We start from the raw sequence: 13,420 nt of genomic DNA, 5'->3' as shown, positions 1-13,420 counted from the left end.
TGACCTCGCAATCCCCGACCCCGAAAATCTCCCCCGAACCCCCCATCCGCGCGCCCTCGCCGGTTCCGGGCGACGACGCCGTGCTGCCGTTCGAGGTCGCTGCGCTGGACCTGCGCGGACGGCTGACGCGGCTCGGTCCCGCGCTGGATGAGATCCTCACCAAGCACGATTATCCGGCGCCGGTCGGCAAGCTGCTCGGCGAAGCCATCGTGCTGACGACGCTGCTCGGCTCGTCGCTGAAGTTCGACGGCCGCTTCATCCTGCAGACAAAGACCGACGGCCCGGTGTCGTTCCTGATCGTGGATTTCCAGGCGCCCGACAGATTGCGCGCCTATGCCCGCTTCGATGCGGCGCGCCTGAAGGAGGGCATGAACTCCGGCGCGCTGCTCGGCCGCGGCCATCTCGCCATGACCATCGATCAGGGGCCGGACATGAGCCGCTATCAGGGGCTGGTGGCGCTGGAAGGCGGCAGCCTGGAAGATGCCGCGCATGAATATTTCTTGCGTTCGGAACAGATCCCGACCCGGGTGCGGCTCGCGGTCGGCGAGGAGTGGCGCGGCGGCGAAGGGCCAAGACATCGCTGGCGCGCCGGCGGCATGCTGCTGCAATTTTTGCCCAAGGCGCCGGAGCGCGCGCGGCAGCCCGACCTGCATCCCGGCGACGCGCCGGAAGGCGTGGTCACGCATACGGTTGCCGAAGACGATGCCTGGGTCGAAGGCCAGTCGCTGATCGCGACGGTTGAAGACGTCGAACTGATCGATCCCGATCTGTCCGGCGAGCGGCTGCTGTACCGGCTGTTCCACGAACGCGGCGTGCGCGTGTTCCCGTCGCTGCCATTGCGCGCGCAATGCTCCTGCTCGCGCGACGCGGTATCGTCCATGCTGAAAAGCTTTACGCCAAAAGACCGCGCCGACATGGTCAAGGACGGCAAGGTCGCGGTGACCTGCGAGTTCTGTTCCTCGGTGTATGAGTTCACGCCGGAAGAGGCGGGGGTGGAGTAGGGGGAGCCGTTATCCTTAGAGTGTTTCCTTGTTCGGGCGCTTGCCATGCAACTAAAACGGTGTGTTAGGCTCAACCTGCTCGGTGCACGGGGGTATGGGGAGCAATGGCGAAATCGGCTAAGGCACCGCCTGGGAAAGGTGAAGCTCCGCCTGACCCGAGCAGGACAGACGCATTTGCGAATTGGCTGACGAAGCAGCCGCGCGAATGGTCGGTAGCCATCGCGGCGCGTGCTGGGCTGCGCGTCGTTCCGCTCGCACGTGGCACCGGCGATGTTTCCATGGTTTTGCAGGTCTTTCGTGCGACCGCGATTGCGCGTTTTGATGCCATATACCAAAACCGCCCAGTCGAGGCCGCAGCTGCCGCTGCTGCCGCCTATGCCTCCGTAGTCTCTGCCTCCGCGTCCTCCTCCGCCACCTCGGCCGCCGCTGACGCCGCCGTCGCCGCCGCCGCTCGTGCCGCCGCCACTTCTGCCTCCCGCGCCTCCGCGTCCCGCGCCGCCTCGCGCACCGCCGCCGCTGACGCCGCCCATGTCGCCGCCGCCTCCGCCTACGCCGCCTACACCGACGACGCCTATGCCGCCATCAAACATGATGCCCAACGATTGCATGGCGGGTTGCTGACGGCGGAGCAATTGGGGCGCGATCAACTTTGGCGGGTTTCCGCGCCCGCCAAATTTGTACAGGCTTGGCAACGGCTTGTTGTGGAGTTGCATGCGCTGGGCGGGCATTGGCGGGTCTGGACGGATTGGTATCAAAATATCTCACTTCGTGCGCCACGTCCGGACATTACCGAAGCCGAAGACGCAGCATTCACCGATATCCCGGGCGCATTGCCGTGGAACAAAGGGGCCGAGGTGGTGAACACGGAGATTGCGCTGCGGCTCGCCAAGCTGCTTGAAAGCAGCGCGTTTGAGCCACCAATCCTTGCGCCGAAGTTGGATTTTGAGGTTCAAAAAACCAGCACAATTGCCCGCCTCGCCGAAGTCGCTAGCCCTCAGCCCTCCATCACTGACAAGGGTCAGTTGACTGCTGGTCCCAATCAACCTTTTGACGTTCCGATCGTCGATGACGACCTTTCGACTCTTCCTGTCCGTCAGCGCAACCTGGTTAAAGTGATTCTCGGCGATCTGCCTGAGAACGTGCCAAGACACTTGAAAAGCTCGCTTCACTCCTATGATGAGGAACTGAAAGCGCGCGGCGCCCAGCCAATTCTCGGGCTTCTGAAAGACGATGCCGACATCATCGCCGCGGCCGTCAGTGCGTCGCACGCTGAGGACGAATGGCTTGAGCCGGGCATGCGCAAAGCGCTTGATCGCTTTGCCGATAACCACGCTCTATTCGTTGAACACTTTCCCCTCGATGCCGAGCGCGAAGCAATCTATGCCCAAACGCCACTTAATGAGGAACAGGCGACAGGCAAGAAACTCATAGAGCCATTCGAGGTCGTGGCGAAAGCCGCGCAACAAGCACATAAAGCCGGAGCAACCACTGACGAGTTCATGGCGGTCATCGACAGGATGACCGAATTCGCTCGCGTCGTCTCAACGCAGCCTCCTGCGATACCTCTCAACAAGCAAGGTTCCCCGGCTGCGGAAATAAAAATCTCGCCGGAAGATCGCATTCAGACAGTCACGATGAAAAAACGAGTGATACTCGGCGCACTCGGCTTCTTTGAGCGCACCTACCATCTCATCGGTTCAACCCTCTCGATCGCGGCAGCTGGTTACGCCGGCATTGCGGAAGCCTTGAAGCCAGCTATCGAAATACTGTCGCGCCTCCTCCGCTAGCCTTCTCGCAGGTGCGGGCACCATCCTTGAGCCGCCGCCAACGGCGCCAGCGTCGGCAATGCAAGGTCGAACGCAGTGCGGTGAACCCGCGCCGCGGCGTCCATATCGGCGAGTTGGAGTTGCCTCAACATCCGGCCAAATTAGCTCGGAGGGCCCGCAATAGCCGGGCCCGTTGGCGTGGCCGATGAAAATATTTTTGTGGAACCCAAAAATTCCTATTGCTATATTCCTATTTTTCTGTATATATTCCGCGTCCTGTCCGATGAGGGGTCGCGTTCTAGACGCGATCCTTCAGCGGACAGAGCGAAAGCTGGCCGGACCGGGGCGCCCCGGAGCGGTCGACAGGCCGGTGGTCAAGGTGGAGCGCCGGGAGGCGCTGCGCCCTACGTCACTGGGCGCGCGCGGTGCCTTGCCGCGCGAGGTGGGTACGTTAATCCCGCCTCCAAGGGTGCCCGCTGGTGCCCTGGCGCCTCCCGCCGCTCCACCCCCTCGCTTGGGTTCGCGAGGGACTGGCAAACCTCGGACGCATTGCGCCGCGAGAACGCGGATGCTTGGCTGTTTGAATCTACCAAATCGAAATTTGAAGCGAGGCACCTCTTAACCTCGCCCCGCTCTCTCGCGGGGAGAGAGCCTGCCCTCGGGCTTGACCCGAGGGTCGGCGCGAAGCGCCGGGTGAGGGGCCGGGCACTGCGCTTGCCAAATCAAAAATCTCTCGGGTCGAAAGGTTCTTCAGCGCAACAAGCGCGACCCGAGAGTCGTTCGCGGGTGTTCGGCCCACTGCCTCGCCCCTCACCCGAAGCCTTCGCGGAGTTTATCATCGGGCGGCGCTTTGCGCCGACCCGTTGACTCCGGCTTCGACCTCTCCCCGCAAAGAGCGGGGCGAGGTGAAGAACGCCTATTCAACGTCCGCTTGCCTTCCGGCCTATCAAGCCAAAACCCCGGCACTTCGATCTCGAAGCGTTCGCCGCCTTCGGTCACCGGCTGTTGCAGTCAGGGGCGGGCCGCGACGGCGTCGCCGCTGCCGAATATGGTGGCGAGCTTGCGGATGCGGCCGGTGTCGATGCTGACATAGGCGGTCATGCCGGCGCGCAACGGCGGCTCGCCCGGCCGCTCGGTCAACCGAAGCCGTACCGGCAGACGTTGCACGACCTTCACCCAATTGCCCGAGGCATTTTGGGCCGGCAGGATCGCGAACTCGGCGCCGGTCGCCGGACTGATGCTTTCCACTTCGGCGTCCCATGTGATGTCGGGATGCATGTCGAGCACGACCTTGGCTTTCTGCCCGACCGTCACGTGGGTCAGCTCGGTCTCCTTGAAGTTGGCTTCCAGCCAGGGCCGGCGATCGGTCACCAGCGCGAACAGCGGCGTCTGCGCCTTGACCTGCTCGCCGGGCTGCAGGCGGAAGTTGACGACAACGCCAGCCCGCGGCGCCTTGATCTCGGTATAGCCAAGGTCCAGCGCCGCGCGATCCCGCATTGCCAGCTTTTCGCGGACGGCCGCATACTCGTCCGTCGGCCGGTCGGGATTTCCGCCAAGCGCCGCCTCCACCCGCGCGATCCGCTGGTGCAATACCGCGAGCTTGTCTTGCCCTTCCTGTTCTTCGCTGTTGGTCTGCTCCAGCTTGGCGGCCGTCGTCACGCCGCGTCCGGACAGCTCGCGCTGGCGCTTCGCCTGCAACTGTAGATACGCCAGCTTGTTCTCGGCTTCCCTGGCTTCGGCCCGGATCTCGTGCAGGCTGGCCTTGAGCTGCTCGACCGACGCACGCGCCGAATCGATCTCGGCTTCGGCTTTGGCGAGAGCCAACTGGTAGGTTGCAGGATCGAGGCGCACCAGCAGATCGCCGGCGGCAACGACCGCATGGTCCACAATGCGCACGTCGATGATGCGGCCGGGAACTTCGCTTGCGATCTGGCTGATGTCCGCCTTGACGAACGCGTTCTCGGTCGAGATGTGGCGGCCGCCCTGCAGCCAGGCGATCAGCGCCCCCGCGAGGACGAGCACGGGCACGCCGACCAGCGCCAACGGCCGAACGCGCTTCATCATGGCGCGCTCCTGCCGTTGAGGCGACGCATCGCGCGCAAGGCAGGTTTCCGGCCGGCGGTGGCCGCGTCGCTCGGCGATGGGTCGCCGGCCGAAACCAGGGTTTTCTTGATGCGCTGCAGCAATGCCATCAGCTGTTTGCTTTCCGGTGGGGAAAGTTCGGCAAGGGCGGAGTCGACCGTGGCTTCCGCAACGCGCCAGATGCGCTTGTGCACCCGTTCCGCTTCCCGCGTCAGATACACACGTTTGACGCGGCGGTCGCCCGGCTGGGTGCGGCGTTCGACCCAGCCATTGGCCACCAGCCGGTCAATCATGCGGCCGGCGGTGGCCTTCTCCACCTCCATCATCTCGGCAAGCTCCGAATGCGACGCGCCCGGACGCCGGTGCAGCCGGGTCAGCACCAGCCATTGCGCGCGCGTGATGCCGAGGCGGCGCACCCGGCGATCGAATTCCGTCCGCAACAGGCGGGCAACGTCCGAAAGCACCACGCCGATGTATTCGTCGGTATTTGGCATGCCGCGATTGTAGCCGCCGGACAATTAGTAAGCTAGGTTACAATCTGGCGATTAATGCCGCAGGGGGGACATGGCCCTAAGCTCCGCACGCATGGAGACCGAGGACGCCGCCGGGACGATGTCCGCGGCGCAGCGGTATTTGACCCTGGCGACCGTGGTTCTGGGGTCTTCGCTCTATGGAACGGCGCTGCTCACGACATCGACCGTGCTGCCGCAGATGCAGGGTACCCTGTCGGCAACCCAGGACGAGATCGCCTGGGCGATGACATTCAACATTCTGGCGACCGCGGTCGTGACGCCGATGACCGGCTGGCTGGTGTCCCGCTTCGGTACCAAGCGCGTGATGCTTTGCTCGATCGCTTGCTTCACGGCCGCGACATTGCTTTGCGGCATGGCGCAATCGCTCGAGGTGCTGGTGTTGTGGCGCATCCTTCAGGGCGGCGCGGGTGCGCCGCTTGTGCCGCTGTCGCAGTCGATCCTGTTCAACACTTTCCCGCGCCGCCAGCATACCATGGTGATGTCGATATTCGGGATGGCGGTGGCGGTCGCCCCGGTGTTCGGTCCGGTGTTCGGCGGTTACCTCGCCGAGATGCATAGCTGGCGCTGGTCGTTTTACATGCTGGTGCCGGTCGGCATCTGCGCCACCATCGGCATGGCCTGGACGCTGCCGCCGGATAACCGGACCGCCAGGGTTCGCTTCGACTGGACCGGCTTTGTCGCGCTTGCCACCGCGCTTGCCGCCGTGCAGCTCGTGCTCGCGCGCGGCGTCCGGCTGGACTGGTTCGACTCGACCGAGATCGTGATCGAATCCTTGATCGCGGCCCTCGCCTTCTACATATTCCTGGTGCACAGCCTCGGCGCACGCGCGCCATTCGTGAACCTGAAACTGTTGTCCGACCGCAATTATGCGATTGGCCTCGCGCTGGTGACCATCTACGGAATGCTGAACTTCACGCCGATGGTCTTGCTGCCGCCGTTGCTGCAGCAGCAGGCCGGCTTTCCGGACGCCATGGTCGGGCAGGTGATCGGCTGCCGGGGCATCGGGATGCTGCTCGGCTTCATGATCGCCGGCTTCATGAGCCGGATCGATCCGCGCATCAGCATGGCCTTCGGCTTCGGTCTGCAGACCGCGGCGGGGGTTTGGATGCTGACGTTCGATCTCAACGTGACGATGGAGATCCTGGTCGTCAACAGCGCCATCCAGGGCTTTGCCGTCGGCGTCGTATGGGTGCCGATCACGGCAGTCGCATTTGGAACGCTGGAGCCGAAGCATTACGCGGAGGCTTCGGCGATATTCCATCTGCTGCGCAACATCGGGTCGAGTTTTTTCATCTCGCTGTCGATCGCCGAGATCGTGCGCACCTCCGGCGCCAATTACAGCCGGATGACCGAGATGATCACACCCTACAACCGCGCGCTGACGACGCCGGGCCTGACCGGCGCGTGGAGCTTCGACACCGTGCCGGGCCTGGCCAAGGTAGCGAAAGAAATCGCGCGCCAGTCGATGATGATCGGCTATCTCAACGCCTTCATGATGTACACGGTGACGTCAGGCCTCGCCGTCGTGTTCGTGCTCATGGTCCGCCGCCGCAAGGCGGCGTAAGGCGAGGCAGATCGGGCCACCACCGCCATGGTTCTCTCTGTGCACCGGCGGCCGGGCGTGGCGACAAGGCCGTGAGCCTTGTCTCAAGCGGTTGCTGCATCGGGAGTCCGGATGAAGCGATGCGAAACGCAGATCGCCGGCGATCATGACGAAGCCATTGCCAAGGCCAAGCGGCTGATTGCCGATCGCGACGTAGAGGTTTGGAGCGGCGAGCGCTTCGTCATTCGGTCGGAACACAAGCCGGAATAGTACAAAGTTCAATTGCCCGCAGAGTCTTCCCGGCATTGTGTGTGTCGCATGGATCAGCAGAATCACCCCAAGCCGATATCGCCACGCTGCTTAACATGTAGCGAACAACCCAAATTCATGGCCAGCATCCCTAGCCCCACGACAGGGCGGATATTTCACATGTTCGAATGCCAGTGCAGCAATAAGACCTGGACCTCAGAGAGGGCCATGGCGCCCAACTGAGGGCGACTGAGAGGGATCAAATGAAAAGGCAATCCGAGAAACCGGCCGAGCACAAATGCCCGAAATGCGACGGCACCGGATTTCCCGTGGTAGCGCAGCCGAGGCAGCCCGGTCGCAAAATCTATCCGGTCCGGTGCGAAAACTGCGGCGGCAAGGGGCGGATAACAGAGGCCGCCAACTGAGGCCGGCCTCTTTCCTGCCTTTCAGCAGCTCGCGCTCCATGAGCGCGCATCCTCTTGCCGCTGCGCGTTTAGTCGTCGTCGGCAGCCCAAGGGACGGTGCCGCTCTTCCACTTACCTTCGATTTTGTCCGCATCCTCGATGAGTTGATCGATGACGCTGATCGGTTTCTTGCCGGGGTTCTTCTTGCAGAAATCATGGATCAGCGGAAGCAGCTTCTTTTCGTTCATTAACGAGAGGTCGACGTACTGACTGTCGCCCTCCAGCAGGGCGATGTTGGCCGCGCTCATGTAGCCCTGGACCCAATAGAAGATAAGATAGTTGACCGTGTTATTGAGGCCTTCCTCCGGGTTCATGTCCTTCGCCAGCTTTTCGCATGACGCAACGCCAATGCCAGCGGTCGTCAATGGCTCTGCCCAAGCGGGTGCGGTAAAACAGAAAATACATGCAGCCATGGCCTGCAGTGCAAACCGACGGCGGGCTGTAGCGCTCATCTAATCCCCTCTTTTGCTCAAGTTTCGACGCGTCGCTTCGAACTACGAATACAGCTTGCCTAGAGGGTCGTAAAGCTTAGTCGCCAGGTGCTGCGTAAAGGCGCGGACGCTGTTGAACATCGCTTCGGCTCTTTCCTCGCTATATCGCTCATGAACATGCATCGCGTGATTACGCCAGGCGTCATGCTCCGGCTTCGACCTCTCTCCGCGCAAAGAGCGGGCGAGGTTAAGAACCTAACCCGCCCGCGCGGCCTTGGCGCGGTATTTCAGATGCACCGCGCAGGTGCAGCCGGGCGGATGATTCGCCATTTCCTTGGCGACGTCGTTGGCGGGCTCCGGGATCGACGCGGTCGGCGCCAGCGTCGGCATGGCTTCATTGGCGGGAATGTAATTCAGCACCGGCGCCAGCCAGCGCTCGGTCTCGGCGATGCTCCAGCCTTTTCGCGCGGCGTAGTCTTCGACCTGGTCGCGCTCGATCTTGCCGACGCCGAAATAGAAACTTTCGGGATGGCTGAAGTAGAGTCCTGACACCGACGAGCCCGGCCACATCGCAAAACTTTCCGTCAGCTTCACGCCCGCGGTGGCCTCGGCGTCGAGCAGGCGGAACAGCGTGGCCTTCTCGGTGTGATCGGGCTGCGCGGGATAGCCGGGCGCCGGGCGAATGCCGGCATACTGTTCGAGAATGAGCGCATCGGGGGCAAGCGTCTCGTCCGGCGCGTAGCCCCAGAATTCCCGGCGCACGCGCGCATGCATCCGCTCGGCAAAAGCCTCGGCGAGGCGATCCGCCAGCGCCTTGCACAGGATCGACGAGTAATCGTCATTGGCGTTCTTGAAGCGGTCGGCAATGATGTCCTCGCCGATCCCCGCGGTGACCACGAACGCGCCGATGTAATCCGGCACGGCGCTGGATGCGGGCGCGATGAAATCCGACAGCGCGGCGTTGAAGCGGCCTTCGCGCTTCTCCAGCTGCTGGCGCAGGGTGTGGAACGTAGCGATCTTCTGTCTGCGGGCGTCGTCGGCGTAGACCACGACGTCGTCGCCGTCGGCATTGGCCGGCCAGAAGCCGATGGTGGCCTGGGCCTTGAACCAGTTCTCCTTGACGATCAGGTCCAGCATCGCTCTCGCGTCGTCATAGAGCGAGCGCGCGACTTCGCCGACCTTGGGGTCGTCGAGAATCGCCGGGTATCGCCCGGTCAGCTCCCAGGTCTGGAAGAACGGCGTCCAGTCGATGTAGTCGGCAAGTTCGGCCAGATCATAATCGCGGAACGTCTTGATGCCGAGGAACCCCGGCTTCTTAGGCGGGGTTTTGGCGAAGTCGATTATCACCGCGTTGGCGCGGGCATCCTTCAGCTTCAGCCGCTTCTTGTCGGCCTGCGCGCGGAAATGCGCCGCGGAAATCTTGGCGTAATCGGCGCGCACCTCCGCGGCATAGGCGTCGCGCCGCTCCGGCGACAGCAGCGCCGAGGCGACACCGACCGCGCGGCTGGCGTCGTTGACATGCACCACCGGCCCGCCGGTGTATTTCGGGTCGATTTTCACCGCGGTATGGACGCGGCTGGTGGTGGCGCCGCCGATCAGCAGCGGCACGTTCAGGCCTTGCCGTTCCAGCTCGCTGGCGAGAAAGCTCATCTCGTCGAGCGAGGGCGTGATCAGGCCGGAGAGGCCGATGATATCGGCACCCTCGGCTTTCGCGGTCTCGATGATTTTTGCGGCCGGCACCATGACGCCGAGATCGATCACCTCGAAATTGTTACACTGCAGCACGATGCCGACGATGTTCTTGCCGATGTCGTGGACGTCGCCCTTCACGGTGGCGAGCACGATCTTTCCGGCGGAGTTGCGGCCGTCGCCGACGATGCCGGCGGCCAGGTTGCGCGCCTTCTCTTCCTCCATGAACGGCATCAGATAGGCGACCGCCTGCTTCATCACCCGCGCGGACTTCACCACCTGCGGCAGGAACATCTTGCCGTCGCCGAAGAGGTCGCCGACCACGTTCATGCCGGCCATCAGCGGGCCTTCGATGACGTTGAGCGGGCGCTCCGCCACCTGGCGCGCGTCTTCAGTATCGGCCTCGATGAATTCGGTGATGCCGTGCACCAGCGCGTGGGAGAGCCGCTTGTCTACCGGCCATTCGCGCCAGGCAAGGTCCTGCTCCTTGGTCTGCTTCTCCTTGCCGCGGAATTTTTCCGCCAGCGCCAGCAGGCGCTCGGATGCGCCGGGGTCACGATTGAGGATGACGTCTTCGCAGGTCTGCCGCAGTTCGGGATCGATGTCGTCGTAGACGATCATCTGCCCGGCATTGACGATGCCCATGTCCATACCGGCATGAATCGCATGGTACAGAAACACCGAATGCATCGCCTCGCGCACCGGCTCGTTGCCGCGGAACGAGAACGACAGGTTGGAGACGCCGCCCGAGATATGCGCATGCGGCAGGTTCTGGCGGATCCAGCGCGTCGCCTCGATGAAGTCGACGCCGTAATTATTGTGCTCTTCCAGCCCCGTCGCGATCGCAAAAATGTTCGGATCGAAGATGATGTCTTCCGGTGGGAAGCCGAGCCGGTCAACGAGAATGTCGTAGGCGCGCTTGCAGATCTCGGTCTTGCGCGCGAAGGTGTCGGCCTGCCCGGCCTCGTCGAACGCCATCACCACCACGGCCGCGCCATGGCGCCGCGCGATGGTGGCCTCGTGGATGAATTTATCCTCGCCTTCCTTCATCGAGATCGAGTTCACCACCGGCTTGCCCTGAACGCATTTCAGACCGGCTTCGATCACCGCGAATTTCGAGGAGTCGACCATGACAGGCACGCGGGCGATATCGGGCTCGGCGGCGACGAGATTGAGGAAGGTCACCATCGCGGCTTCGGAATCCAGCAGGCCCTCGTCCATGTTGACGTCGATGATCTGCGCGCCGTTCTCGACCTGGTCGCGCGCCACCTGCAACGCGGCGGTGTAGTCGCCCGCGGTGACCAGTTTGCGGAATTTGGCGGAGCCGGTGACGTTGGTGCGCTCGCCGACGTTGACGAAGGGGATGGCCGGCGTCAGTTCGAACGGCTCGAGGCCCGACAATCGCAGCCGCGGTTCGATGACCGGAACGGCGCGCGGCTGGTGCGGCGCGACCGCCGCGGCAATCGCCGCGATATGATCGGGCGTGGTGCCGCAGCAGCCGCCGACGATGTTGACCAAACCGCTTGCGGCGAATTCGCCGATCAGGCCGGCCATGAATTCCGGGCTCTCGTCGTATCCGCCGAATTCGTTGGGCAACCCGGCGTTGGGATATGCGCACACCAGCGTGTCGGCGACGCGGCCGATGTCGGCGATATGCGCGCGCAGGTCTTCAGCGCCGAGCGCGCAGTTGAAGCCGATGGTGATCGGCTTGGCGTGGCGCACCGAATTCCAGAACGCCTCGGGCAATTGCCCCGACAGCAGGCGGCCGGATTTGTCGGTAATGGTGCCGGAGATCATCACCGGCACGTCGAGCCCGCGGGTTTCCGCGATTTCGGCGATCGCATACAGCGCCGCCTTGGCATTCAGCGTATCGAAGATGGTTTCGAGCAGCAGCAGGTCGGCGCCGCCATCGAGCAGGCCGTTGATCTGCTCGCCATAGGCGATGCGCAGGTCGTCGAACGTCACGGCGCGGAAGCCGGGGCTGGAAACATCCGGCGAGATCGAGGCGGTGCGGTTGGTCGGGCCGACCGCGCCGGCGACGAAGCGCGGCTTGCCATCTTCGGCGGTGACCCGCATCGCGGCGGCGCGCGCGAGCCTGGCGCCTTCGAGGTTCATCTCATAGGCAATGCCGGAGAGATCGTAATCGGCCTGCGCGATCGAAGTCGAGGAGAACGTGTTGGTGGCGACGATATCGGCGCCGGCGCGCAGATAGTCGGCGTGGATGTCCTCGATCGCCTTCGGCTGGGTCAGGATCAACAGGTCGTTGTTGCCGCGCAAGTCGCGATGGAAATCCTTGAAGCGTTCGCCGCGGAACGCCGCCTCGTCATATTCCAGCGCCTGGATCATGGTGCCCATGGCGCCGTCGAGCACCAGGATGCGCTCGCGCGCCAGCGCCAGCAGTTCGGTTCGTTTGGCAGAAACAGGCACGGTCATCTGATCAAGCGGCTTTCTGCGCGCCGCTCGGGCGAATGCCGAGCAGATGGCTGATCGCGAATACGAGATCGGCGCGGTTCATGGTGTAGAAGTGGAAGGTGTCGACGCCGTGCTTGGCGAGTTTTTGTACCTGGCCGGCGGCAACCGTCGCGGCGACCAGCTTGCGGGTGTCCGCATCGTCGTCGAGCCCGTCGAATTTCTCCGCGAGCCATGACGGCACCGTGGTGCCGGCGCGGGTCACGAAGTTGCGGGCCTGCTTGAAATTGTGCATCGGCATGATGCCGGGCACGATCGGAATCGTGATGCCGCGCGCGCGAACCCGGTCGAGATAGCGAAAATACAGGTCGTTGTCGAAGAACACCTGGGTGATGGCGCGGGTGGCGCCGGCGTCGACCTTGGCTTGCAGGAAGTCGATGTCGGCGTCGAAGTCGCGGCTCTCGGGGTGTTTTTCGGGATATGCGGAGACCGAGACCTCGATGTCGCCGTGCCGCCGCTTGATGCCGGCCACCAGATCCGCCGAACTGCGATAGCCATCCGGATGCGTGGAGTAGGCCGTGCCGATGCCGCCGGGCGGATCGCCGCGCAGCGCCACGATATGGCGGACGCCGACCTCATGGTAGCGGCCGACGATCTCGTCGATCTCGCCGCGCGCCGCCCCGACGCAGGTCAGATGCGCGGCCGGCAGCAGCTCGGTTTCGGCCAAAATGCGGGCGATGGTGGAATGGGTACGCTCCCGCGTGGATCCTCCGGCGCCATAGGTCACCGAGACGAAATTGGGCGCCAGCGGCGCCAGACGCTTGATGGTCTCCCACAGGCTGCGCTCCATCTCCTCGCTCTTCGGCGGAAAGAACTCGAAGGAAATGGCGGGGCGGTTGGGTGCGGAACGGCCGGATGGCGAAATCTCGGTCATGGTTGCTCAGAACTCCACTCGGCGGGGCTGAATTTCGACCTGGCCGTAGGCCGCCAAAATAAACGAAACCGGCCCACCAAAATAGCCTGTAGTTCGTGGGAAATTGCCCACTTCATTGATTATACCTCGATAAAGCGATGGTTTGACATAAAAGATGGGCGATCTAAAGAGGAAGCTGTTGCTGGCTCAAAATTGGAATATAAGCTTGTTTTTACTTATAAAGTTGGCCGCCCGTCTTCTCGTCCGCGATCATGGGCAGGACGAGACTACGGCTATTTTGAAAATGGTGTCCCACTCGTCTATGGCGAGAGATTACCGG

The 13,420-nt window shown here is 63.2% G+C and carries 9 protein-coding genes; 4 read left to right on the top strand and 5 right to left on the bottom strand.

All coding sequences use genetic code 11. The features are described from left to right. Window positions 1-26: 26 nt before the first annotated feature. Window positions 27-1,001 carry an Hsp33 family molecular chaperone gene (locus tag VGP39_RS26330; RefSeq protein WP_327571023.1) on the top strand — a complete coding sequence of 325 codons (975 nt, stop codon included), beginning with the start codon at window positions 27-29 and terminating at the stop codon, window positions 999-1,001. Window positions 1,002-1,105: 104 nt separating this feature from the next. After that, the gene (locus tag VGP39_RS26325) at window positions 1,106-2,788 is read left to right on the top strand and encodes a hypothetical protein (protein WP_327571022.1); all 1,683 of its coding nucleotides are present in this window, start codon (window positions 1,106-1,108) and stop codon (window positions 2,786-2,788) included. Window positions 2,789-3,778: 990 nt separating this feature from the next. Here the strand turns inward: VGP39_RS26325 and VGP39_RS26320 are convergent. Further along, a complete protein-coding gene (locus VGP39_RS26320; protein WP_327571021.1) occupies window positions 3,779-4,810 on the bottom strand; it encodes an HlyD family secretion protein in 1,032 nt (343 codons plus the stop codon). Between the two features lie 17 nt (window positions 4,811-4,827). Then, on the bottom strand, window positions 4,828-5,343 hold the full coding sequence (locus VGP39_RS26315) for a MarR family transcriptional regulator (protein ID WP_327571020.1): 516 nt from the start codon (window positions 5,341-5,343) through the stop codon (window positions 4,828-4,830). Window positions 5,344-5,413: 70 nt separating this feature from the next. Between VGP39_RS26315 and VGP39_RS26310 the strand changes: the two genes are divergently transcribed. Then, a complete protein-coding gene (locus VGP39_RS26310; protein WP_327571019.1) occupies window positions 5,414-6,946 on the top strand; it encodes a DHA2 family efflux MFS transporter permease subunit in 1,533 nt (510 codons plus the stop codon). A gap of 111 nt (window positions 6,947-7,057) precedes the next feature. Continuing rightward, complete coding sequence (locus VGP39_RS26305) at window positions 7,058-7,195, top strand: hypothetical protein (RefSeq protein WP_327571018.1); 138 nt, start codon at window positions 7,058-7,060, stop codon at window positions 7,193-7,195. Between the two features lie 472 nt (window positions 7,196-7,667). On the opposite strand, the gene VGP39_RS26300 is transcribed toward VGP39_RS26305, so the two are convergent. The 3 genes from VGP39_RS26300 to metF form a co-directional block, all read right to left on the bottom strand. Continuing rightward, the gene (locus tag VGP39_RS26300; protein WP_327571017.1) at window positions 7,668-8,090 is read right to left on the bottom strand and encodes a hypothetical protein; all 423 of its coding nucleotides are present in this window, start codon (window positions 8,088-8,090) and stop codon (window positions 7,668-7,670) included. Window positions 8,091-8,324: 234 nt separating this feature from the next. Further along, the gene (gene metH / locus VGP39_RS26295) at window positions 8,325-12,191 is read right to left on the bottom strand and encodes a methionine synthase (protein WP_327571016.1); all 3,867 of its coding nucleotides are present in this window, start codon (window positions 12,189-12,191) and stop codon (window positions 8,325-8,327) included. A gap of 4 nt (window positions 12,192-12,195) precedes the next feature. After that, window positions 12,196-13,101: a methylenetetrahydrofolate reductase [NAD(P)H] gene (gene metF / locus VGP39_RS26290; RefSeq protein WP_327571015.1), complete on the bottom strand. Its 906-nt coding sequence runs from the start codon at window positions 13,099-13,101 to the stop codon at window positions 12,196-12,198. Window positions 13,102-13,420: the final 319 nt, after the last annotated feature.

Source organism: Bradyrhizobium sp. (genome assembly GCF_036009065.1).
Classification (GTDB): domain Bacteria; phylum Pseudomonadota; class Alphaproteobacteria; order Rhizobiales; family Xanthobacteraceae; genus Bradyrhizobium.
Note: the sequence above shows the minus strand (reverse complement) of the source record. Positions and strands in the feature narration are given on the sequence as shown.

Excerpts from the sequence above, each read along its gene's own strand:
- VGP39_RS26325 (WP_327571022.1), top strand. The coding sequence starts at position 1,106 with ATGGCGAAATCGGCTAAGGCACCGCCTGGGAAAGGTGAAGCTCCGCCT.
- VGP39_RS26315 (WP_327571020.1), bottom strand. The coding sequence starts at position 5,343 with ATGCCAAATACCGACGAATACATCGGCGTGGTGCTTTCGGACGTTGCC.
- VGP39_RS26310 (WP_327571019.1), top strand. The coding sequence starts at position 5,414 with ATGGCCCTAAGCTCCGCACGCATGGAGACCGAGGACGCCGCCGGGACG.
- VGP39_RS26305 (WP_327571018.1), top strand. The coding sequence starts at position 7,058 with ATGAAGCGATGCGAAACGCAGATCGCCGGCGATCATGACGAAGCCATT.
- VGP39_RS26300 (WP_327571017.1), bottom strand. The coding sequence starts at position 8,090 with ATGAGCGCTACAGCCCGCCGTCGGTTTGCACTGCAGGCCATGGCTGCA.
- metH (WP_327571016.1), bottom strand. The coding sequence starts at position 12,191 with ATGACCGTGCCTGTTTCTGCCAAACGAACCGAACTGCTGGCGCTGGCG.
- metF (WP_327571015.1), bottom strand. The coding sequence starts at position 13,101 with ATGACCGAGATTTCGCCATCCGGCCGTTCCGCACCCAACCGCCCCGCC.